This is a genomic window from Streptomyces sp. NBC_00016 (assembly GCF_045040885.1).
Classification (GTDB): Bacteria; Actinomycetota; Actinomycetes; order Streptomycetales; family Streptomycetaceae; genus Streptomyces; species Streptomyces coriariae.
The window spans coordinates 1,123,345-1,143,739 of sequence record NZ_CP108304.1; the positions used below are offsets into that span (position 1 = coordinate 1,123,345).

General features: G+C 68.3%; 20 protein-coding genes and 4 pseudogenes. 12 read left to right on the plus strand and 12 right to left on the minus strand.

Annotation, left to right across the window (positions count from 1 at the left end; translation table 11 throughout):
• Positions 1–276: 276 nt before the first annotated feature.
• The 7 genes and pseudogenes from OG933_RS05035 (at position 277) to OG933_RS05065 (ending at position 7,181) form a co-directional block, all read left to right on the plus strand.
• Entirely contained in the window at positions 277–2,217 is a 1,941-nt protein-coding gene (locus tag OG933_RS05035; protein ID WP_405625603.1) for an ATP-binding cassette domain-containing protein, read from the plus strand.
• Positions 2,218–2,278: 61 nt separating this feature from the next.
• Positions 2,279–2,449, plus strand: a pseudogene (locus OG933_RS05040) (NUDIX hydrolase); the annotation flags it as partial.
• 166 nt (positions 2,450–2,615) lie between these two features.
• The gene (locus tag OG933_RS05045; protein ID WP_405633715.1) at positions 2,616–2,921 is read left to right on the plus strand and encodes a hypothetical protein; all 306 of its coding nucleotides are present in this window, start codon (positions 2,616–2,618) and stop codon (positions 2,919–2,921) included.
• A 53-nt stretch (positions 2,922–2,974) separates the two neighbouring features.
• Positions 2,975–4,465 carry an NUDIX domain-containing protein gene (locus OG933_RS05050; RefSeq protein ID WP_405625605.1) on the plus strand — a complete coding sequence of 497 codons (1,491 nt, stop codon included), beginning with the start codon at positions 2,975–2,977 and terminating at the stop codon, positions 4,463–4,465.
• On the plus strand, positions 4,462–5,373 hold the full coding sequence (locus OG933_RS05055; RefSeq protein WP_405625607.1) for a phosphotransferase enzyme family protein: 912 nt from the start codon (positions 4,462–4,464) through the stop codon (positions 5,371–5,373). The genes OG933_RS05050 and OG933_RS05055 overlap by 4 nt, the downstream gene beginning before the upstream one ends.
• Positions 5,366–6,268 carry an NUDIX domain-containing protein gene (locus OG933_RS05060; RefSeq protein WP_405625609.1) on the plus strand — a complete coding sequence of 301 codons (903 nt, stop codon included), beginning with the start codon at positions 5,366–5,368 and terminating at the stop codon, positions 6,266–6,268. Before OG933_RS05055 ends, OG933_RS05060 begins: the two co-directional genes overlap by 8 nt.
• A 307-nt stretch (positions 6,269–6,575) precedes the next feature.
• Positions 6,576–7,181 (plus strand): snapalysin family zinc-dependent metalloprotease, encoded by a 606-nt coding sequence (locus OG933_RS05065; RefSeq protein ID WP_362520020.1) that lies wholly within the window; start codon positions 6,576–6,578, stop codon positions 7,179–7,181.
• A gap of 400 nt (positions 7,182–7,581) precedes the next feature.
• Here OG933_RS05065 and OG933_RS05070 read toward each other — a convergent pair whose 3' ends face one another.
• From OG933_RS05070 to OG933_RS05085, 4 genes and pseudogenes are all read right to left on the minus strand, one after another.
• Positions 7,582–8,025 carry a hypothetical protein gene (locus tag OG933_RS05070; RefSeq protein WP_405625611.1) on the minus strand — a complete coding sequence of 148 codons (444 nt, stop codon included), beginning with the start codon at positions 8,023–8,025 and terminating at the stop codon, positions 7,582–7,584.
• A gap of 10 nt (positions 8,026–8,035) precedes the next feature.
• Positions 8,036–8,449: a DUF4279 domain-containing protein gene (locus OG933_RS05075; protein WP_405625612.1), complete on the minus strand. Its 414-nt coding sequence runs from the start codon at positions 8,447–8,449 to the stop codon at positions 8,036–8,038.
• A gap of 27 nt (positions 8,450–8,476) precedes the next feature.
• Positions 8,477–9,643 (minus strand): annotated as a pseudogene (locus OG933_RS05080) (putative T7SS-secreted protein).
• The gene (locus tag OG933_RS05085; RefSeq protein ID WP_405625613.1) at positions 9,640–9,816 is read right to left on the minus strand and encodes a putative T7SS-secreted protein; all 177 of its coding nucleotides are present in this window, start codon (positions 9,814–9,816) and stop codon (positions 9,640–9,642) included. The pseudogene OG933_RS05080 and the gene OG933_RS05085 overlap by 4 nt, the downstream one beginning before the upstream one ends.
• A gap of 38 nt (positions 9,817–9,854) precedes the next feature.
• Between OG933_RS05085 and OG933_RS05090 the strand changes: the two are divergent.
• Positions 9,855–10,340 (plus strand): annotated as a pseudogene (locus OG933_RS05090) (replication-relaxation family protein); the annotation flags it as partial.
• Between the two features lie 277 nt (positions 10,341–10,617).
• Here the strand turns inward: OG933_RS05090 and OG933_RS05095 are convergent.
• The gene (locus OG933_RS05095; protein ID WP_405625615.1) at positions 10,618–11,583 is read right to left on the minus strand and encodes a hypothetical protein; all 966 of its coding nucleotides are present in this window, start codon (positions 11,581–11,583) and stop codon (positions 10,618–10,620) included.
• Positions 11,584–12,059: 476 nt separating this feature from the next.
• On the opposite strand from OG933_RS05095, the gene OG933_RS05100 reads away from it, so the two are divergent.
• Entirely contained in the window at positions 12,060–12,446 is a 387-nt protein-coding gene (locus OG933_RS05100; RefSeq protein WP_405625617.1) for a hypothetical protein, read from the plus strand.
• Between the two features lie 207 nt (positions 12,447–12,653).
• On the opposite strand, the gene OG933_RS05105 is transcribed toward OG933_RS05100, so the two are convergent.
• Positions 12,654–13,058: a type II toxin-antitoxin system PemK/MazF family toxin gene (locus OG933_RS05105; protein WP_405625618.1), complete on the minus strand. Its 405-nt coding sequence runs from the start codon at positions 13,056–13,058 to the stop codon at positions 12,654–12,656.
• Between the two features lie 166 nt (positions 13,059–13,224).
• On the opposite strand from OG933_RS05105, the pseudogene OG933_RS05110 reads away from it, so the two are divergent.
• Positions 13,225–14,136: pseudogene (locus OG933_RS05110) on the plus strand (IS701 family transposase); the annotation flags it as partial.
• Positions 14,137–14,383: 247 nt separating this feature from the next.
• On the opposite strand, the gene OG933_RS05115 reads toward OG933_RS05110, so the two are convergent.
• Positions 14,384–15,085, minus strand: a complete 702-nt coding sequence (locus tag OG933_RS05115; RefSeq protein ID WP_405625620.1) for an HAD family hydrolase — start codon at positions 15,083–15,085, stop codon at positions 14,384–14,386.
• Positions 15,082–15,720, minus strand: coding sequence for a 3,4-dihydroxy-2-butanone-4-phosphate synthase (gene ribB / locus OG933_RS05120; RefSeq protein ID WP_405625622.1), 639 nt, complete (start codon positions 15,718–15,720; stop codon positions 15,082–15,084). The genes OG933_RS05115 and ribB overlap by 4 nt, the downstream gene beginning before the upstream one ends.
• 54 nt (positions 15,721–15,774) lie before the next feature.
• Between ribB and OG933_RS05125 the strand changes: the two genes are divergently transcribed.
• The gene (locus OG933_RS05125) at positions 15,775–16,011 is read left to right on the plus strand and encodes a hypothetical protein (protein ID WP_405633238.1); all 237 of its coding nucleotides are present in this window, start codon (positions 15,775–15,777) and stop codon (positions 16,009–16,011) included.
• 180 nt (positions 16,012–16,191) lie between these two features.
• On the opposite strand, the gene OG933_RS05130 is transcribed toward OG933_RS05125, so the two are convergent.
• Positions 16,192–16,614: a hypothetical protein gene (locus tag OG933_RS05130; RefSeq protein ID WP_362519995.1), complete on the minus strand. Its 423-nt coding sequence runs from the start codon at positions 16,612–16,614 to the stop codon at positions 16,192–16,194.
• Positions 16,615–17,014: 400 nt separating this feature from the next.
• Positions 17,015–18,187 carry an epoxide hydrolase family protein gene (locus OG933_RS05135; protein WP_405625624.1) on the minus strand — a complete coding sequence of 391 codons (1,173 nt, stop codon included), beginning with the start codon at positions 18,185–18,187 and terminating at the stop codon, positions 17,015–17,017.
• Between the two features lie 103 nt (positions 18,188–18,290).
• Between OG933_RS05135 and OG933_RS05140 the strand changes: the two genes are divergently transcribed.
• Positions 18,291–18,866, plus strand: a complete 576-nt coding sequence (locus OG933_RS05140) for a CGNR zinc finger domain-containing protein (RefSeq protein WP_405625626.1) — start codon at positions 18,291–18,293, stop codon at positions 18,864–18,866.
• A gap of 211 nt (positions 18,867–19,077) precedes the next feature.
• On the opposite strand, the gene OG933_RS05145 is transcribed toward OG933_RS05140, so the two are convergent.
• Positions 19,078–19,824 carry a hypothetical protein gene (locus OG933_RS05145; protein ID WP_405625629.1) on the minus strand — a complete coding sequence of 249 codons (747 nt, stop codon included), beginning with the start codon at positions 19,822–19,824 and terminating at the stop codon, positions 19,078–19,080.
• Positions 19,821–20,138 carry a PadR family transcriptional regulator gene (locus OG933_RS05150; protein WP_405625631.1) on the minus strand — a complete coding sequence of 106 codons (318 nt, stop codon included), beginning with the start codon at positions 20,136–20,138 and terminating at the stop codon, positions 19,821–19,823. The genes OG933_RS05145 and OG933_RS05150 overlap by 4 nt, the downstream gene beginning before the upstream one ends.
• Between the last annotated feature and the right edge of the window lie 257 nt (positions 20,139–20,395).

Here is a 20,395-nt window from a genome sequence, read left to right on the forward strand (position 1 = left end):
ACCGTCATGTCGCTGATGCCGCAGGTCAACCTCCACCAGCAGCTGATCCGAACCCGTCAAGGTGATGCGGTCTACGGCTTGTTGCTCGCAGTGTCGGCGTTTCGGCCATTTGCGGACCGGAGCCGATCCAAGCCAGACCAGGGATCCCACGCCCGTAAAGTTCCCCCGCCCAGGAAACAGGCGGCTCCCCGGCACGACCGAATGACGTGTGTTCGATATCGCAGCCGGGTCGTTAGACCTCACGACTCCGCCACAGCGACCGTCCCAGGGGGAACGATGACCTCGGCCATCACACAGGATCAGCCGCCGCAACCACCGAAGGACACCTCGCAGGACGACGGACCACAGGAGGTTGATGTTCGAGAAGAGGAATACCTCTACCGCGACAAGTCACGGCTCCAGGCCGGCTCCCTACTGACGTCCCGCACCATGGCACGGCGCCTGCCCTCGCTCGTTCGGCGCTCGGTGCAGATGGCCTGGCGGGTGGACCGCAGCGCGACCATCGGACTGCTGATGTGCCAGATCGGTACGGGCGTCCTGGCGGCTCTGGGCCTCCTGGCCGTCACGGGCACGATCACCGCGCTGATCTCCTCGGGCGACATCACCGAGCGGCTGTGGGACGCCGCTCCGCAACTGGCCGTCATCGCCGCCGCCACCGGCCTGCGCGCGCTGCTGGGCATCACGGTCGTCTGGCTGACCGGGCGTTTGCGACCCGTTCTCGGCCGGGCCGCGGAGCTGACGATGGTCGAGGCCGCGCTCGGCGCAGAACTGGCCGCGAACAACAAGCCCGGCTACAACGACGCGTACGACATCGCCGACCGCGGCGCCCAGGTCACCCCCGACCTCGTCGAAGAGGCGCAGGACGTCATCGCGGCGACCGCAACGCTCACGGCCGGCGCAGCCGTCCTGACCGTCCTGCACCCGCTGCTCCTTCCCCTCCTCTTCCTCGCATGCCTGCCGCAGGCCGCCGCCTACGTACGCTCCGCCCGCGTGATCTACCTCGCCGGGCTGGAAACCTCCGGGCGGCGCAGGATGCTGGGCAAACTGCGCTGGCACATGGCGTACCTGGAATCCAGCGAGGAGATGCGTGCCTGCCTGGCCGGCCCCTTCCTGATCGGCCGGTACCGAAAACTGGCCGCATCGGTCAGCGCCACTGAGCGCAAGGCCGCGAACACAGGCGCGTGGATGGGGCTGGCCGGTGCTGTTGCCGGCGGGGTCGCCTCGATCGCGGTGTGGGCGGCGCTGCTGTGGCTCCTGGCCTCCGGCCGCATGAGCCTGGCAGCCGGAGGCGGTGCCGTCTTCGCCCTCCAGACGGCCACCGGCTCCGTGCGCGGCATCATCAACGGCGGAGCACGCCTGGTGCGCACCGGCTGGTACGTGCAGGACTGGCAGAACTTCCTCGACAACGCCCACGGCCAGGCCATGACCGACTCCCGCGGCACTGCGCCCCTGTCGGCCGCACCGGAGCGCTTCGAGGTCCGTGATGTGACGTACCGCTACGACGGCGCCCCGAAGGACAGCCTCAGCAACGTGTCCCTGCACGTGCGGCGCGGCGAGATCGTGGCGCTGGTCGGGGAGAACGGCTCCGGCAAGACGACCCTCTCGCGCCTGCTGTGCGGGCTGCTGCTGCCCACTGAAGGCCAAGTGGCCTGGGACCACGCCCGCACGGCGGACCTGGACCCGTGGGGGGCGTGGAAGCACGTCGCGCTGGTGCCGCAGAAGTTCACCTACCTGCCGCTGACGATGCGCGACAACATCACGTTCGGGCAGGGCGACACCAGCGACGCAGCCCTGCTCGCCGCGTGCGAGGCGTCCGGCGCCGCAGAGATGCTGCCGGGCCTCCGCTCCGGCATCAACACCCTCCTGACCAGCGAATGGTTCGGCGGACAGCAGCTCTCCGGCGGCCAGTGGCAGCGCCTGGTCCTCACCCGCGCCTTCCACCGGCAGGCGGCACTGCTGGTGATGGATGAACCCACGGCAGCCCTCGACGCACGCGCGGAGCACCGGATCTTTGCCGGCCTGCGCGAACTGGCCAAGGACCGCGCCATTTTGCTGATCACGCACCGGCTCACCAATGTGGCCGTCGCCGACCGGATCGTGGTCCTGGACCAGGGACGGATCGTCCAGGAGGGCACCTACGACCAGCTCACCCGGGAGCCGGGGCTCTTCCAGTCCCTGTGGGAGCTGCAGCGCCGGATGAGCGGCGCCGCCGCCTGATCACCGCTCCCCGGTTCGCACCGTGCCCACGCCCGCCCGCTGTTCTGAAAGGCAGAGCCACATGACCTCTCCCGTCCCCGCTTTGGGGCACATCGCACCGCGCGCCGCCCCGCCTGCAGCGCAGTACGCCGCGCCCCGCCACGCGGTGTGGCTCGGCGCTGCCGCGATCATCACCGACCAGGTCGGCCGCGTCCTACTGGTGCACCCCACCTACCTCATGGGCAACTCGTGGCTGCTGCCCAGCGGCGGCGTCGAACCTGGCGAACACCCGCACGTCACCTGTCGGCGCGCGCTGCCGATGCTGCCCGGCGGCACCGTGGAGAGCACCGACGCGACGTCCGAGGACACCCTGCACCGCGGAAGCCGCCGAGGAAGCCCAGCTCACCCTGGCCGATCCGGTGAGACTGGGCTGGGTGCTGGACGAGACCGGCGAGGTCTACGGCGGAGTGGGGCCCAACGCCCGACTCCGCCTGGCCGCCCGGGTCACCGAAATCGGGCCGGCGGCCGTCGACCCCGCCACCGGCCGCCCCTTCGTCCGCCTGCTCACCACCCCCGCCCAGGCAGCCGCCTTGCTGGGCTGGGGCCCGCCCGGCGCGCGGCAAGCCCAGCTCGCTGCGAAGACAGCACGCGAGCAGTGGGGCCTGCCCACCGCGCGCCCCGCCGCCATCGAAGAGATCCCGGCGGAGGGGATGCGGCTGAGCTGAGCTGACCTCCCTACCTCGACTCCTTCCGCTCCACGCACCTCGGAGGTAGCCCTATGCCGCTATCGCGCCACCACGTCCGAACCACCGTCGAGACCTACCTCGCTCGCCACCCTTACGAGCGCGAGCAGCTCGGCGCCCTCCTGCACGCCCTCGAACGTTCCACCGACATCGCCAGCCGCTCGACCTTCACCGGACACGTCACCTGCGGCGCGATCGTCGTCGACCCGCTCGGCCGCGTCCTGCACGTGCTGCATCTGGCGAGCGGGAAGGTCCTCGCCCCCGGCGGACACCCCGAGCCCGCAGACGAGTCCTTGGCCGGGGCGGCGCTGCGGGAGCTGCACGAGGAGACCGGGATCCCGGCTGAGGCTGTGGCACCGTGGCCCGGCTACGAGGCCGTGCCGTTCGACATCGACATCCACGACATCGACGCTCATCCGGGCAAAGGCGAACCCGGCCACCAGCACTTCGACCTCCGGTTCCTCTTCCGCCTGCACCCCGCACCAGCGGTGCCGGTGGTGCTGCAGGCAGAAGAGGTCGGCGGCATCGAATGGCGACCCGTGGACAGGGCGACCTCCCCCTCACTGCGCGCGAAGCTGCTCAAGCTCACGCCGCAGACCGAGCCGCAGATCGCCAACGCCTCCGCCCTGATCTACAACAACCGCGGCGAGTACCTGCTCCACCTGCGTGACTACTTCCCCGGCCGGATCTGGGAGCCAGGCATGTGGTCCCTGCTGGGCGGCGGCCGAGAGCCCCAGGACGCCACCCTGGAACACACCGTGCGGCGCGAACTGACCGAGGAAGCCGGCCTCGACCTCGCCGACCTGACCCCGTTCGGCATCGAGTACGCCTCCGACGACGCCGGCGCGAGCGTGCCCATCGCCATCTACGCCGGCCGCTGGAACGGCGATCCCCGCGACCTCCGTCTGACGGAAGGGGTGATGCTGGCCTGGTTCGCCCCCGACGACCTCCACCGCCTGCGCATCGCAGACACCACGTGCGACCTCGTACAACGCCACGCCGCCAGCCGCCCGGCCAACGCGTCCAGCACTGCGTCGCAGAGCGGGCTCTCATCGAACGAGGAGTGCCGCCCAGCTTCGCCGCACGGCACGGTCCTCAATGTCATCGGCGTCCACCTCTACCTGGAGCGGCCCGACGGGACGGTGCTGCTCGGGCTGCGCCACCCCGACTCCGCGTTCGCGCCGTCCACCTGGCACGTCCTGGCCGGCCACTGCGAGCAGGAGAGCGCCATCACCTGCCTGATCCGGGAGGCGCGAGAGGAAGCCGGCCTGCACATCGAGCGCCAGGACGTCGAACTCGTCCACGTCGTCCACCACATCGACACCGCCGAGGACCGGCCCCGCATGGGCCTGTTCCTCCGCGCCCGGACCTGGAGCGGCGAGCCGGAACTGCGCGAGCCGGACAAGTGCACCCAGTGGAAGTTCTGGGATCCGGCCGCGCTCCCCGACGATCTCGTTCCCTACACCCGGGTGGCCATCGAGGGCATCCGTGCCGGCCGCCTCTACTCCGAAACGGGCTGGGCATGAGCACGGCCGCGCCCCCACACCCGGACCTCCCGCCCGAGGAAGTGCGACAGCTCGCCGAGCAGGCGGTGGGGCGCATCGTCACCTGGACAGACGCCTCCCGGGACCGCGACAGCAGCCGGGTATGGCGGGCCGACGGAGCACAAGAAGGGATCTGGTACGTCAAGATCCACCAGAACGCGCGGTTCCACCACCGCGAGGTGCACGCGTACCGCAGCTGGGTCCCCAGACTCGGAACAGCGACCCCCACCCTCGTGACCGCCGACAGCACGTTGCGGGCCGTCGTCGTCACCGGGGCGCCCGGCCGAACCCTGCACGGCATCGCGCACCCGCCCGCGCAGCAACAGCTCCTCTTCCACCAGATCGGCGCCCTGGCCGCGGCCATCCACCGCAGCGCAGCACCGCTCCCCGCGGAGGAAGGAGTGCCCGCGCTCGCGAAGGTCGAGCGGCACCTGGAAGCAGCCCGCCCCAATCTGCAACCGGGGGACGAGGAGTTCATCCGCCAGGTCGTGGCGCGCGCCGAAGATGTTCCGCCCCTGGACCGCGTGCCGACACACGGGGACTTCCAGCTGCGCAATCTGCTGCTGGACGACACCGGCAGCCTCGCCGTGATCGACTTCGAACGCAGCGAGCCCGGCCCGGCCATCCGCGACCTGGTCCGCCTCGCGGACACCTGGGCCACCCAGCCGCGCCTCCACGACGCCTTCATGTCCGGCTACGGCCACGCACTCACCCCAGCCGAAGAAGAACGCTTCCTCGTCGACTCCACGCTCGACCCCCTTTCCGGAATCCGGTACGGCGCCACCCACGCCGACCCGGAAACACAAGAGCGCGGCCACCGCACCCTGGCGCGCCTGCGATCCCAAGGCCGCAACGGACGAACCGCATCGAACGGAGGCACGCGTGCCTGACAACACCCAGCAGGCGATCCCAGCCGTCCCGAATCCGGCGACCGGAGGTGAACCACCAGAGCACCACATGCACCTGCTCGGGCGGTACTACCGCCAAGTGGAAGCAGGCCGCAAGACGATCGAAGTGAGGGTGGCCACCCCGCAGAAGCGCGCAGTCGCAGTCGGTGACACGGTCGTCTTCCACGACCGGGACACCGGGCGGGAACTCGACGTCATCGTGAAGCGGATCGCCCCGTACCACTCCTTCGAGGATCTGCTCAGCTCGGAGGACACCGTGCGCATCGACCCGGACGGGCCGCCCGGAGAACTGCTCGCCAATCTCCGCAGCATCTACCCGCCGGCCAAGGAAGCCCTCGGCGTTCTCGCCCTCGCATTCGACCACCGCCCTGCCCGGCCCGGCCGCCCCATGCCGATGACGCCCACGCAGTACGCGCAGACCGTCCCCCACCACACGGTGTACGGCTGCCTGTACATCCGCGACGAACACGACCGGCCGGTCCAGCTCCGCTCGGTCTACGGCTCGAGACTCTGGCAGTTCCCCGGCGGCAACCTGGACGCTCCAGGCGAGGACCCGCTGCAGACCGCACGGCGAGAGGCGGTCGAGGAGACGGGCCTCGAACTCGGTCTGGACACGCCGAAGCTGCTCCTGACGCACTTCCTTCACGCCGGGCCGCGCCTGCCGCTGAACAAGGTGGGGCTCATCTTCGACGGAGGCCAGCTGACCGCCGACCAGCTCGGCCGGATCCGACTCGATCCCGCAGAGCACGACATGTGGGCCGTCCACGACCTCGCGACCTGGCAGGAGCTGATGGCGCCGCGCGCCTTCGCCCGCCTCGACGCCATCGAACGAGCCCGGCGCGGCGAGGGCCCCGCCTACCTGATCACTCACACCTGATCCCCAACACCCCCACCCAGGGGGCACCGTGCCCGCCGAGGACACCAACACCCGCTCCGGCAGCCTGAACCGCTCGGCCGCGGCTGCGGTGTTCGGTGGCCGGCCGGCCAAATTCGCCTTTGGGACTGGATTCTGACGGATATTCATCGTGGCAGGTACATGGCGGGCAGGGATTGTAGGGCATACCATCGCAACGCCCCGGAGGGCGGTCGACGGTGCGTCCGGCCCCCGCCGGACGACCCCTACCGCTCCTTCGCGTACCCGGCCCCGCCGGGGCCGGATTCCCCCCACGGATGAAGGAGCAGCAATGCCCCTCGGCACTTGGTTCAAGGCAGGCACTTCCGCCGCAGCGCTCGTCCTCGCCATGGCGGGCGCCGCGACCGCCGCCCCCGCTCCCGCTCCCGCTCCCGCTCCCGCTCCCGCGGGTGAATCGTCCGCCGCGCAGGCGGCAGCGGTGACCCTTCGCTACGACGACAGTCGCGCCGGAGGCTGGGAAGCCGCCATCGCGGCCGGAGTCGCCTCATGGAACGCGAACGTGAGCAACGTCCATCTGGTGGAAGCGGCGCCCGGCACCGTGGCCGAGATCGTGATCGTCGCCACCACGGGCTGGCCGCAGGCCACGCTCGGCCCCGTTCGTCCGGGCCGTCAGGTCCGCGTCGAGCTCGGCAGCCAGGCCGTGGACCAGGGCTACGACAAGACCCGGATCGCCGCTCACGAAATGGGTCACAGTCTCGGCCTGCCGGACACCAAGCCCGGCCCCTGCTCACAGCTGATGTCGGGATCGAGCGCAGGCACGGCCTGCACCAACGCCACACCGAACGCCGCCGAGCGCTCCCGCGTACAGTCCGCCTACGCGAGCGGAATCGCCGCGCTCGTGCCCGCTGACGGCCGGATCCTCATCGACGCGCCCTGACCACACGGCCATCAAGCGGACATGCCCCGGGGATCTCGTCGAGATCCCCGGGACGTAGTCCCCCACACTCGCGCGGTTCACGGAAACGTCGGTAGCGATGAGGTCGCAGCAAGAGGTCGTCGACCGGCCGCGAATCGTGAGCGTCTGACCGTGATCGCGGGCACGGTGACGGCGGGGAGCAGCCCGAGGCGTGACGGCGTCGTCCCGTCGTCGTTGAACAGCACGACTCCATGCACCGGCCCCCGGGGATGTATTCACTCCCCGGGGCCCGGGGTGTATCCGGACGTGGGTCAAATCTCCCCGGCCGTCGTGGCGGTGAGCCAGTCGGCGGCTCCGGCTTCGGTCAGCGGGGGCGGCAACGCTGATGCCACGCCGTGGCCGGGCTCAGCCACCCGGGGAGTCAGCCGAGCCAGGCGAGTGGGTCTTCCTCGCCCTCCCCGGATTCCCGGACCGTCGTAAAGGTGACAGGCACTCCCAACTCTGCAAGACCTGCAAGAACGGCTGGCGAGATGTGGAGTCCCGTACCTGACTCGGCGATGCCTGAAAAATCGACCTTCACCGTTTTGCCCGCCTCCTTCAGCCTGTCGAGCGCCGGTTTGCGGGGGCTGAGGAGTCCGATGAGTTCCATAGCCTGTTCGTCGGCGCTTTCTGAGTGCCGCTCGTCAATGGTGAGCGTGGCCCGGCCGGGGCCGGAATAGATGTCCACACCGTCGGACGAAGAGAACCCTTCACTGGCGGCGAGTTGCAACTCGGCAAGCAAAAAGGCGGAATCCACTTCCCGACCTGAGACAACCAGGGACGTGCTCAAGTTAGCCCACGGCTTCAAATTCGCTCCAGTTTCCATGACTGTTCTTTCAGCGTTCGTTCATATTGGCCGCGACCCGGAGAGGGAATCCCAGGAGTGCGATTCGCTGGAGTTCTTCCGGCTGGAGGGCGAGAGTGCAGTCGTTCCCGGCGAATCCGTACACTTCGACGGTCACCTCATACCCCCGTCCGGCCAGCTGCGCGAGCTCGGTCCGCTTGCTTTCCATGATCGAAAGGATGTTGTTCATCTGCTCGTGAAAGTCCCGGCTGACGTGCTCGTCGCAGCTGATACTCCACAGTCCGTCGACGTCGCCCGGCCGAGCCCATTTGCTGGGACCCGGGTTGCGCACGCCAGTGGGCTCCAGCCCGAGAAGGGACGTCATCTCCCCGGGCTGGAGATTACCTCCACTGATCATGAGTGTCACATCTGTCAATACCCAGTCGCGCTTCTTTACTACATCCATGTATGGCTCCTCACAGGTCGAGACATCCTACTTAATCTCGCGGCACGCCGCCCAGTGAACATTTCCCATGCCTGGCTCCAATAGATCTTTCAGCGTGGCTCGTTGGCCGACGGTCGTCGAATTCTCAAACACACTGAAACCTCCGCCACCCACTGGAGCGGGAGGCCCTAGCGTGCAGTTCGGAATTACGTCTCCCGGTCCGAACGTCTCCACGTAACCTCCCGGGTAGACACCTCACTCAACGGAAAGGCCGTTAAGTCCCGGAAGTGGGTCTCCGTGTTGCACGTAGAAAGACATGTTGGTTCCCTCAGGTACCACGACGTCGCCGGCGTTGCGGGTGAGGTAACCATGACCGGCGAAGACTTTCTCTCCGTCCGCGCGGCCACCGGCGAGAACCCGGTCCGCGTAGTAGCGGCCGTCAGTGTCCGGCCAGTCCTTCTTGACGACCTCCGGTTTGGAGTCACGCAGCGCCTGCATGACGTCGGCACGCTCGGGCATGGGGTCCCCGGCACCTCTGGCGGCCTGCCGCTCCAAGCCCTCACGCACTCCGCGTTGCGCCGCCGACTCCAAACCCTCCTTCGCCGCCAAACGCAGTCCGCCGCGGGCGAGGCCGGCGCCTTTGGTACCGATGAGTTCAGGGATGAGGCGGCCGACGAACTCGGAGGGGTCCTTCTTGAAGCCGTCGACGGCGCCCTGGACGACCCGTTCGGGATGTGAGGCGGTGGACGCCAGGCCGGCCAGCGTCATATTGACGTTCTGCAGGTAGGCGGCCGGGTGGGTGAGGTTGTACGGGTCGGTGGGGGCGTGCGTGAGGGCCGCCTTCACCCTGCCCTGCGCCTCGGAGGCTGCCGTGTTGCGCTGCTTGCGAGCTTCGGCGAGCTTCTCGGCGGCGGCCTTGACGTCGGCCTTGCCGGGGTCCTTGAACGGTTCAGGCCTGGGCCCCGGGTCCTCGTTCGCCTTGATCCTGGCGTTGTACGCGTCGATCTTCTCGTTATAGGCGTCGGCCGCGTCCTTGGACGCCTTCACGCCCTTTTTGTAGAGCTCCACGGCCTCCTTGGCCTGGCCCTGCGCCCACTTGACGGTGCCCGCGTACGACTCCAGCGCTCCCGCCGCCGCCTCGCACGCCTCGGACGCCTGTGCCCACTTGGCGGGATGGACGCCGAATTTCTCCCGGAACGCGTCGACCTTCTTCAGTCCCGCATCACCTTGTCGAAGGCGCCGTGGAAGTCCTTCAGGTGCTTGGCACTCTCGCGGATCTTGTCCGGATTGCCGTGGACGAGCTCGTTGGCCTCCTCGGTCTGGCCGAACTGCTGCTCGCCGGGGGTAGCGCCCAGCTCCGAGGCGACCTCGTCGCCCCAGTCCTCCACACTGTCGGCCCAGTCGTGCGCACCGACCTTGTCCAGGCCTTCGGACTCCTGAGGTGGCTCACCCCATCGGTGAGGGCGAGCGGCTCGTGGCCGACGTCGTCATGCACCACACCGTCGTCGACGGCGAGCATCGGCGGAAGCTGCGCGCGTTCGTGGAGGTCGATCGCACCACCATGAGCAGCGAGCGCCTCGCCGTGAAGCTGATCGAGTACGCCCGACTGTTCCAGTACGAAGCCCAGCCCGTCGGCCGCCGCAGGCCAGCCTCCACGGGCCCGGCCTGACTCCGCTGGTATCCGGTCTTCCCCCGCGTACTCTTCGTCCTCACCGGCGCCTCCCCGGCCAGGCTGGGAGACAGGACCAGAGATCTCCAGGCGATGGTCGCTCAACACCCGCTCGTTGCCGCCCTCTCCCGCGAGGTTCAGCTGGGAGCCGCAGTCCTGGAAGATATCGAGCACCCCGGTCCCAATGGGTCAGTGTGGGTACCGCTGACAGGGGGCGAGCCACGCTCATGGACCGCCCTGTGACAACGCCGCCCGCGCCATGGCCATCAGCCGCTTGAATTGCGGGCCGGACCCCACCCACAGCCATTTGATCGCGGCCGGGGTACCAACTCCCTGAGACGGCACACTGATCACTCAGACCGACCACTTTGCCTGAAGACTCACCCTCCGGAAGAGGCACCGGCCATACCGGCCGGTCCCCCCGCACCAGGTGCGGCGGTTCCCTCCCACGGTGCGCAGACACTCCCAGCAGGCGGAACTGGCTGGCTCCCTGACAGCGCGCTGCAGCTGTCGTGCGCCGTCAACCGCCCGTGCTCGTCAGTCCCGGGTTCTCCCACCGGAGGATGCAGGATGAAGTGTCCGGGTACCCACCCAGCACCAGATGGTCAACGTGGGACGGCAGCGGAAACGCATCCAGCGATGCACGAGGCTCCTTCGCTGTCAGCGATCCGCTGGCCACCATCTTGTCGTCTGCGCTGAGATACCAGCCGAGATTGCTGCTGCGGTCGTTGCACTTGCTCCGCACCAGTGCGCCCTGGATGGATTTCAGACCGTCGTTCTTGCGGCCGCCACCAGGGCTCATCGCTACGTCGTTCGTGGTGGAAGCGACGTGGTCGTTGAACGACCACGTCCACGCCATCTGCCCCTTTGTCGTGGTCACGACTGGTCGCTGCCCGGAAACCACTAACAGGTCTTGGTGGTGTGGTGTTCGATCTCCCGACGTGGCGATCACAAGGCCGACAGCGCCAGCGCATGCCAAGACCAGGAGGATCACCGCTGTTGCTCTGCCTCGGGTTGTGCGCAGGAAGGCGAGACTCGGTCGGCGCAGGTGCTTCCACCAGGGTTCTCGGGTGAAGTAGTTGTTCATCAAGTTCCAGCTGCCGGCCTGGACAGCAGTCGTCCCGTTGAAGGAACTGCCGAGCACCCCAGACGACGGCACGGACCCGCTGGGGCGGGGCGCAGAGAAGGCGACCAGAGCCTCCGTGAGGACAGCACGCGTATCCGGCCCCACGCAGTCCAACGCGTCGAGAAACCGCGTCTCCCACGCAATCTCCTCGCGAGCGCGCCGGGCTCCACCGCTCTCCGCATGCAGCAAGGCCTCAGCCGTCGCATTAAGCCGGCGTGTCACGCTACGAATCAGACGGTCTTCATCGCCGGCAAGCAGGTCCGTCACGCTCTTGCACGCTGTAGCCCACCTTTCGGTGCCCACTGACGCCACCAGCGCAACAGCGGCCAGCCGTGCAGCTTCTTCCGGTCCCACAGCCATGCCTGCTTCCCCCTACGTGCCCTTGCCCGCACGCTAGCTGCCCAAGAGCATCCTTGATGGCGGCAATAGAGATCTGGAGATGTCCGGGCTTGCGCACTCGCCCCTTCGCCTTCCCGCCAGTCACGCCAACGGCACGCTCCGGTCAGCACGGACCACGGTTCCGCCGGCCAGCTCCACGTAGGGACACATCTGCGTGTAGGGGATGTTCTGTTCACGCTCCAGCTGCCGCAGTTCGCCAGCCCGCACCACGAACCTGGCGGGAGGAGCACCGCCCTGCACTCGGCGGCCGACGCGGACCTCGCGGTCGCCCTCTTCCTGCAGGAGGTGACGGTGGCCGCGCCGATGACCGACCTGCCCCAACACGGACCCCGGTCTTGTGCAGCCGGGTGGCTGGCGCGTTACGCAGGCACCCGGCCGGACCGGTACGGATGGGCATTGGGTTAACTCCCGCAGCTCCTTGGGAAGTTGACAGACATGTGAGCGAGCACAGCGCAGAAGCTGCTTACGCGGGGCTCCAGGGCCGCGTCCCCGGGCTCGGTCCGTCTTTCTACACCAAGTTCCTGTACTTCGCTGGCAAGTCGGTTCCGTCGGTAACCGACCCCCAGCCGCTCATCCTCGACCGGGTTTTGGCCCAGCGTCTGCGATCCCTGGCCCAGGCAGTTGGCCGGGAGACCGGCCACGACCCCGACGGCTCGATCGCCAGCTGGGCCTGGCGGGATAGGAATTGGTCACCGCACCGCTACGCGGTCTACCTCTCCTTCATGCAGGCGGCCGCCGACCAAACAGCGGCAATGGGTACCTGGCCGTCCGACGCCTCTCCCGATCTGCTCGAATATGCCCTGTTCAGCGCCTCCTGGACTTAAAACCGGCGGCTACCGGCGACCGGGCGAGAGCCGCTGCGCGGCATATTCACAGCGCGGTCGGCGGGTGCCTGCGCAACAACTGCGCAAGCTGGCGGGTCAGTACTCCAGCCGTAGATCGTGATCTCGATGGTGAGGGGCGCCGAGGCCAGGGTGGATCATCTCGCCCGAGATCGCCCACGCCGTCACGGGCGTCGGCTCCTTCCTCGCCTACCCGAGTTCACCGAGACGGAGGGCGTCCCGTATCTCGCTGAGCTTCGCGGTCGTTGCCGGGGTACGCTCGTGCGCTTGTTCAGCGAGTCGGAGGGCGTCGTCAATCTCGCTGAGCTTCAGGGAGGACAGGACGGCCTCCCGCTCTATCAGGTCGTCCCGGGACACAGTGGTCAGCCACGTGCACGGGGTGAAGCCTGGACGCGGGAACGCGAGCCGCAGCACGCCTTCGAACGGCAGTCCTTCACCGGCGCCCACCGTCACTTCGATACCCAGACCACTGATGTCGACGCCCGCCGGAGCAACGACCTGCATCACCCGGATCCCGGACGTGTCCTCTCCCGACAGCAGTACGACCAACCTCCGCTCGTCGAACTGAACCCACCAGACTTCGCCACGTTGCACAAGTCCTCCAAATACAGGACGGCAGGCAGACACTGCGCGACCCTGACGCGCTGTGGAGACGGGCGCGGCCACCGTTGATCATCGGTGTGTGAAGACAAACGATCATGCGGTGGCCGCAGTTCACAGCGTAGACCCTGCCCGCCGGCAGGAAGCGTTCGAGGGCCTGATGAGCCGGATAGCGGGACGGTTCACGCGGGTGGAATCCCGGCGCCGGGCCCGGAAGTTGGTACTCGGCCCGCTGTCCGACCTGCCGCGCAAGAACTGCTGGACCATCGCCGAATGGGCCGGGGACAAGACCCCGGACGGCATGCAGCACCTGCTCGGGCGGACCAAGTGGGACGCCGACCAGGTCCGCGACGACGTGCGCGCCTACGTGGTCGAGCATTTGCACGACCACGAGGCAGTCCTGGCTGTCGACGAGACCGGCGACGTGAAGCAGGGCACCGACACTCTCGGTGCTCAGCGGCAGTACACCGGCACCGCGGGCAGGATCGAGAACGCCCAGGTCGCCGTCTATCTGGTCTACGCCGGCCGCCGCGGGCACGCCGCGGCGGACCGGGAACTGTACGTTCCGCGTTCCTGGACCTCCGACCCCGACCCCGACCGCTGCCGGGCAGCCGGCCTTGGCGACAAGACGGAGTTCGCGACCAAGCCGGAGCTGGCCGCTCGCATGGACTGCCGCTACTCGCCGGCCGCAGTGCCGCTGACCACCCTGGTGCGCGTCGCTGGATCAAGGTGGCGGGTCGAGGAGTTTTTCCAGTCCGGCAAAGGCTTGGCGGCCTTGGACGAGCACCAGGTCCGCCGCTACCCGTCCTGGTCCCGCTGGGTCACCCTGGCCATGCTGGCGCACGCCTTCCTCGCAGTCGTCCGCGCGAACGAACACGACCGTCATCCCTCACCCGACGAGCTGATACCGCTCACCTGCAACGAGATCCAACGACTGTTCATCACGCTTGCAACTGATCGCCATGCACGCCCCCGTCACTTACCAGGTCCGCGTCTCCATCGCCACTCTGCGCGCCGCGCGCCGCGCGCCGCCGGCGCCACCTCCACCGCCGACCGCACGACGGGGCATCGACTGGCTCACCCGGCACCCTGCGACCCTGAGCGAGGACGAGCGCGCCGCGCTCAAGGACGTCCTGGCACGCTGTCCCGAACTCGATGCCGCCGCCGGGCACGTCCGTTGCTTCGGCGAGATCCTTACCCACCGGCTCGGCTCCACGCTCCCCGCATGGATAGACGCTGTCGACACCAGCTGACTACCTGGTCTCACCAACTTCGTCCGCAACCTGCTCCGAGCCCCAGGGCAAGAAGGACGTCCCCGATCAAGACGGCAGGCCCTGGCCACCGGCCCGTGCTGCAATGTCGGGCGTGAGCATGCAGGTCAAGGTGGGGAGGGCGTGGACTGCGCTGCGGGCTTGTGCCGTGGTCAGGTGAGCGATGTGGGCCGGTAGTTCCGTGCCGTTGCGCGGAATGGCGAGGACGCGCATGCCCGCGGTGACCGCCGAGCGGATGCCACTCGGGGAGTCCTCCACGGCCAGGCAATCCGAAGGCTGGACGCCGAGCTCATATGCCGCACGCACATAGGCATCCGGCGCGGGCTTGGCCCGGGTGACGTCTTCGCCACACACAACGGTGTGCAGTCGGGCTGCCAGCCCGAGCCGGTCCAGGGCCGCGTGGACGAAGCGCCGGGGGCTGGCCGTGGCAATGCCGATCAGCCCGTGCCGTGCGGCTTCGAGGACCAGGTCCACCGCTCCGGGGAGCGCGCGCACGTGTCCGGCATCGACTTCGCCAGTCATCGCGCCGGTGCACGCTTCGATCACCTCCTCGGGCGTCACCGCGTCGGCGCACAGAGCAGCCACGTAGGAGGCCCAAGCGCCGTTGCCGTGCAGCGCGAGGGTGTCCTCACTGCGCCAGCGGTGCCCGTGGCGGGCGGCGAAGGCGGCGCAGACCTGCGGCCACAGGTGCTGCGTGTCGAGGAGAGTGTCGTCGAGGTCGAAGATCGTTGCCCGAGCTGCCGCCGTCACGAGGTCACCGTCTGCGGATGGCGCAGCCCGTCGGCAATCTGCTCGATGGAGACGATTGCGAGGCTGTGGGTATCGGCAAAGACACGCAACTGCTCGAAGCGGGCTACAGAGCCATCGTCCTGGCAGACCTCGCTGATCACCCCGACCGGCGTGAGGCCGGCCAGCCGCAGCAGGTCGACGGTGGCCTCGGTATGCCCGCGCCGTTCGGCGATCCCGCCCGGGCGGGCCCGCAGCGGGAACACGTGCCCGGGGCGCGTCAACTGGTCGGGAAGGGTGTGAGAGTCGGCCAGCGCCCGTACGGTGCTCGCCCGGTCAGCGGCGGAAATCCCCGAGCCAGTGCCGGCCGCGTCCACGGATACGGTGAACGCGGTCGCCTCGACAGGGTCGTCGGTGCCCGCGAGGGGCGGGACCATCAGCGGCAACAGAAGCCGGTCAGCCACCTCCGGTGCCAGCGGTGCGCAGATCAGACCGCTGGTCCAACGCACGAAGAACCCAATCGCCTCAGCCGTGGCGAACTCGGCCGCCATGACCAGGTCCCCCTCGTTCTCGCGGTCCTCGTCGTCGACCACGATGACCGGACGCCCGGCCCGCAGGTCATCGACGGCAAGTGCGAGCAAGTCCAGCGTCCGCCGCATCGATGCTGACGTCACAGTGTCCAGCCCTTCCCTAAAGGATCTTCCCGGAAGGGCATCGGTCACGGGCCAGGCAGACTTGAGCCCTCTGTACTCCGACAGAGCAAACGTGGACAGCTCAAGAGTGCAGAACCGAAGTGGGACGGCTACCGCGCCCAGCTCGCCCGCTACCGCGACGGCCACGTGCTGCTGCGCTCCCGCCGCGGCACCGACATGACGCCGGCGTTCCCGGAGATCCGGGCGACGGCCGCGCAGCTCCCCGACGACGACACCGCCCTGGACGGCGGTGTGTGACCTGTCGACCTGTCTCAGCCCGTTGATGTCTCACGTCGGACACGGAGCCCGCTCCGTGCGAAAGGCTCCGCAGAGAGCGGGTACTCCGTACGCATTCGTCCCTCGTGGTATCCGCATGGATGGTCCGTTGCGATGTACTGGGCCGACAAGGGTGCACTGCACACCTCTCCCGACGCCTGGTCAGGCAGAGGCGAAAGCCTCCTCGGGGGCTTCGTCGAGGACGAATCCGTTGTCGAGCCGGACGCGGACCGTGACGCGGAGCAGCAGTCGCTGGTAGGCGGCCCACTGCTCCTCCAAGGCCCCCACCTGCTCCTCCAGTTGCTTTCTGCTCTCCGGCGGCATCTGGTGGCCGAAGTCGTCGAGGAGCGACTTGAGGCGCAGGTACTCACGGACCTCGTGGCTCTGCTGCCGGTGATGCTCGTCCACACGCTCGACAGTGCCCTCGATGCCTGCCGCCAGGGCCACCGAGGCGGCGAAGGCACCCGTCTCCTCCGGGGGCTCCTCGGCCGGGGTCACCGACCCGGCCAACCGGAGGTCCGCCGCCAGCCGCACCCGTTGGCCCACGTTCAGCGTCATCGATCCTTCGTCTTCCTCGTCGGTCACCGGCAATCCGGCAGGCGTGGCGCCGCCAGGCGCACCGGAGAGGACAGGATCATCCCACCCTCGCCTCCGGGCCCGCACGATCGAAGCTCCTCGTCGACCAACACCTGCACACCGCGCGACGGGCAAACAGGAGCCGAGACGGTCAGCCGAACCTGGCGAGAGCGGCTTGGAGAACGTCGCAGGAGGCTGGACGGTACAGGTCCCCGGGCGCCGAGGCGGAGGAGCCGACTGCTCCTGCGCTCCCGGCGACACCGGCCTGCACGGGGGGCTGATGGTGCAGAAGGAAGGCCGGCCGGCTTTCGAGCGGCGCCAGCAACGCCTGCCCCGGCGGCCGCCGCGTAATGGCCCGCCCGCTTCGTGTTCTCTGTCGAGTCCTGCGAGTGCCGGAAGCGAGCCGCGTTCACCGACTAGCGGCCAGCACTGCCGCGAGGCCCTCTTGCAGATCTTTGACGAAATACTCGGGAACCTCCAGCGAAGGGAAATGTCCTCCGATTTCGGGCGACCCCCATCGGACGATCTGTCGGTACCGCTCCTGTGCCCAGGGGCGCGGACACTTCTCGATGTCGTGGGGATACATACTGATTGCCGACGGGACGTCGACCCGAAGTTCGGGATCGAGCGAGTTGTGGCTTTCGTAGTAAATGCGGGCCGCCGATGCGCCGGTCCGCGTCAGCCAATACAGGGTGACGTCGTCCAGCACGCGGTCTATGGAGATCGTCTCGAACGGGCTGTCCTCGGTGTCCGACCACTCGGCGAACTTGTCGAGGATCCAGGCAAGAAGTCCGACCGGTGAGTCGACGAGCGAGTAGCCGATGGTCTGCGGTCGGGTCGCCTGCTGCTTCGCGTACGCCGCGCGGTGGCGCCAGAAATGGCGAGTTTCCTCGGTCCATGTGCGCTCGGCCGCCGTCAGCCCGTCCGTTGTCAACCCGGGCGGCGCCTCCGCGAACAATGTGTGGATGCCGAGAACGTGCGCCGGGAACCTGCCGCCGAGAACCGTGGTGATATTGCCTCCCCAGTCGCCGCCGTGGGCTGCGAACTTGCTGTAGCCGAGCCTTCCCATCAGTTCCACCCATGCGGCCGCGATCTTTTCGGTTCCCCACCCGGTGGTGGCCGGCTTGTCGCTGTATCCAAAGCCTGGTAGCGACGGGACGACGACGTGGAAGGCCGGCGCGTCTGCCTCTTTCGGATCTGCCAGCTCGTCCAGTACATCGATGAACTCGGCAATGCTGCCCGGCCAGCCGTGCGTCAAGATCAGAGGAGTGGCATCTGCGCGCGCGGATCGGCGGTGCAGGAAGTGGATTCCCAGCTCATCAATGGTCGTACGGAACTGGCCGATCCGGTTGAGGCGCTCTTCGAACGACCGCCAGTTGTACCCGGTGCGCCAGTAGTTCACGACATCGACGAGGTCGGCGAGAGGGACGCCCTGTTCCCATCGGCGAGGGTCGGGCGCGGCGCGATGGACCGTCTCGGCCTCCGGCAGTCGCGCCGCGGCCAGTCGCGCGCGCAGATCGTCGAGGTCAGCGTCGGTTGCGTGGGCTTCAAATGCTTGCACGTCACTGGTCAGACGGGGCATGAGACCTCCCGGCCGTCGGGGAACCGGCTACGACCTATCGTGAACCGGCTTAGACGGTTCTAGCAAGCCTCGACGCCTGCGCACAACCGGCTAAGATGGTTCCATGCGTGCTGGGTTCCCTGACTTCCGCCTCGGCAACGTGCTGGCGACCAGCTTCACGGGGACTCTGTCGGAGCGTCACGGCAACGCCGTGGAGCGCCTTCCCACGCCGCACCGGCTCATCGACTGGCTGGCAGTGAACGGCCTCGCCGTGGGCTCCTGCACCACTGCCCAGCTCGAACTCGCCCGGGAGCTGAGGGAGTCGATTCACGCCGCCGCGACAGCGGCCGCGATCCAGGACGCCCTCCCCCCGTCTGCTGTCCAAGTCATCAACGACTGCAGCGCTCAGGGTCGGGCCGCGGCGATCCTGACGCCCGAGGGTGAGCGGCAATGGCGGCTCGGCTCGGCTTCCTGCGTGGAAGATGCCCTCAGCGTGATCGCCGCCGACGCGATCAGCATCATCGCAGGCGAACGAGACGGAAAGCTGGCCTTGTGCGCATCGCCGACCTGCCGAGCCGCCTTCTTCGACACCAGCCAAAGCCGCACCCGCAAATGGTGTGACATGAACACGTGTGGGAATCGTCAGAAGAAGGCGCGCTTCCATGCCAACCAGCGCAAAGACCCCGGATCAGCGGAGTGATCGTTACCTCCAAGATGGGCCTGCGCAGCCCCACCTGGGCGGAGCCCTCGCTGCGGGCCCAGAGACCGCTGCAACGTGAGGCGTTGGAGTCGTACGGCGCGACAGGAAGCCGGCTGTACGCATGGGGCGTGAGCACCGGGGCCCCCGGGCATCGTCTTGCCTGTAGATGGTCTCCGGTCGTCTCGCGGGTTGCCCACGACGCGGTGGGTTGCTACTGGTCCCTGGAGTTGTTGTGCGTCGAGGCGAGTTCGATGCCGCGGATCCTGCGGAGCCAGCCGACGAACAGCCGGAGCGCGATTCCACACCCGGCACACCAGCCCCAGCCCTCGGTGGCAAGGGCATGCAAACCGTCCTCGTACTGGATGTACAGGATCTGCGCGCCAACGGCCGACGCGATGAACCCGTGCGTGCGCGACTCCGCCGAGAGCAGCCAGTCCACAGGCAGCCACAGCGGAGCGGCGAGGTCCCGGAGCCGCATTCGGAACGCTGCCCAGAGGAAGCCGAGGGCGTAGCGCATCCTGCGGCGTGACGAGAGGACGATGCCGTTCCCGGGATCGCCGGCCAGGACTGCGGCCCACTCCTCCCGGAGGTGTGCCCTGCGCTCTCCAGCAACGAAGGAGGCGAAGTCCAGAGTCCGAAGGCCGGCCCCCCGGCTCGGGGCGACCATGCCCGTAGAGGCCTCAGGCTCCTCCTCCCTCGTCTGCGGGGAGGTTCGCAGGGCGGTGAGCAGCAGACTGACCGCGGCGACCAGGATCGCGCCCGCCGTTATCCCGCCGAAGACCCAGCCGGCGGCGAGCAGATCCTGGGCGAACGCCGGCTCGGGGTCGAACATCTTCAGGATGTAGCCGGTAGCCAGAAAGATCATGGTCGCCGTGCCGGCCAGAACCGGCCCCAGCACGGCGACAACAGCCAGCAGTCCGGTGCCGGCGACCTCATCGGGGCGCTCGTCGGTGCTCACGCCGTGCCCCCTTCCCCTGCTGCACGCAGCCCGAAGAATCGAGGCTTCCGCTCCCTTGCTTCGACGGCTGCACGCCGGCCGACGGCGGTGAGTTCGTAGTAGTACCGCTTCGGCCGCCCCGGGTGCTCACCCGTTTCCTCGTACCGGGTGGCCCATCCCGCGTCGACCAGGCGCTCGAGGATGGGATACACGGTCCCGGACCCGAGGTCGGTCTCCTCGCAGATCTTCAGCCCCCATGCAGGGTCGTCGGCGGTGGACGCCAGCAACACTTTGATTACCTCAAGTGTTGTCCTTGTGAGGCGAATTGATGCCATGTCACGAGTGAAGCAGCACACCCACCATATGTCGAGTACGACATTCGAGCGGCTCGGACTGCCGCTCGGTGTCGTGTTCCGCGGATGCGAAGTCGGCCTCGTCGAGGGCGAGATGCTCATCGCTGTCCATGACCGGGCAGCGCCTCCGGGCGTCTGTGGGTCACGGCGTAAGACGTGCGCGGTCCCGGCCCGCGAGGACGCCGGGCGAGGCCACTTCGGGAGTCCCTTCGTGGTGCTGATGCGTGATCAATGTCAAT

What these genes read in the sequence shown, in the direction of transcription:
- OG933_RS05070 (WP_405625611.1), bottom strand. Translation starts at nt 8,025, where the DNA reads ATGGAAACTGGAGCGAATTTGAAGCCGTGGGCTAACTTGAGCACGTCC.
- OG933_RS05095 (WP_405625615.1), bottom strand. Translation starts at nt 11,583, where the DNA reads ATGGCTGTGGGACCGGAAGAAGCTGCACGGCTGGCCGCTGTTGCGCTG.
- OG933_RS05140 (WP_405625626.1), top strand. Translation starts at nt 18,291, where the DNA reads ATGCGTGCTGGGTTCCCTGACTTCCGCCTCGGCAACGTGCTGGCGACC.
- OG933_RS05050 (WP_405625605.1), top strand. Translation starts at nt 2,975, where the DNA reads ATGCCGCTATCGCGCCACCACGTCCGAACCACCGTCGAGACCTACCTC.
- OG933_RS05075 (WP_405625612.1), bottom strand. Translation starts at nt 8,449, where the DNA reads ATGGATGTAGTAAAGAAGCGCGACTGGGTATTGACAGATGTGACACTC.
- OG933_RS05055 (WP_405625607.1), top strand. Translation starts at nt 4,462, where the DNA reads ATGAGCACGGCCGCGCCCCCACACCCGGACCTCCCGCCCGAGGAAGTG.
- OG933_RS05135 (WP_405625624.1), bottom strand. Translation starts at nt 18,187, where the DNA reads ATGCCCCGTCTGACCAGTGACGTGCAAGCATTTGAAGCCCACGCAACC.
- OG933_RS05150 (WP_405625631.1), bottom strand. Translation starts at nt 20,138, where the DNA reads ATGGCATCAATTCGCCTCACAAGGACAACACTTGAGGTAATCAAAGTG.
- OG933_RS05035 (WP_405625603.1), top strand. Translation starts at nt 277, where the DNA reads ATGACCTCGGCCATCACACAGGATCAGCCGCCGCAACCACCGAAGGAC.
- OG933_RS05065 (WP_362520020.1), top strand. Translation starts at nt 6,576, where the DNA reads ATGCCCCTCGGCACTTGGTTCAAGGCAGGCACTTCCGCCGCAGCGCTC.
- ribB (WP_405625622.1), bottom strand. Translation starts at nt 15,720, where the DNA reads ATGCGGCGGACGCTGGACTTGCTCGCACTTGCCGTCGATGACCTGCGG.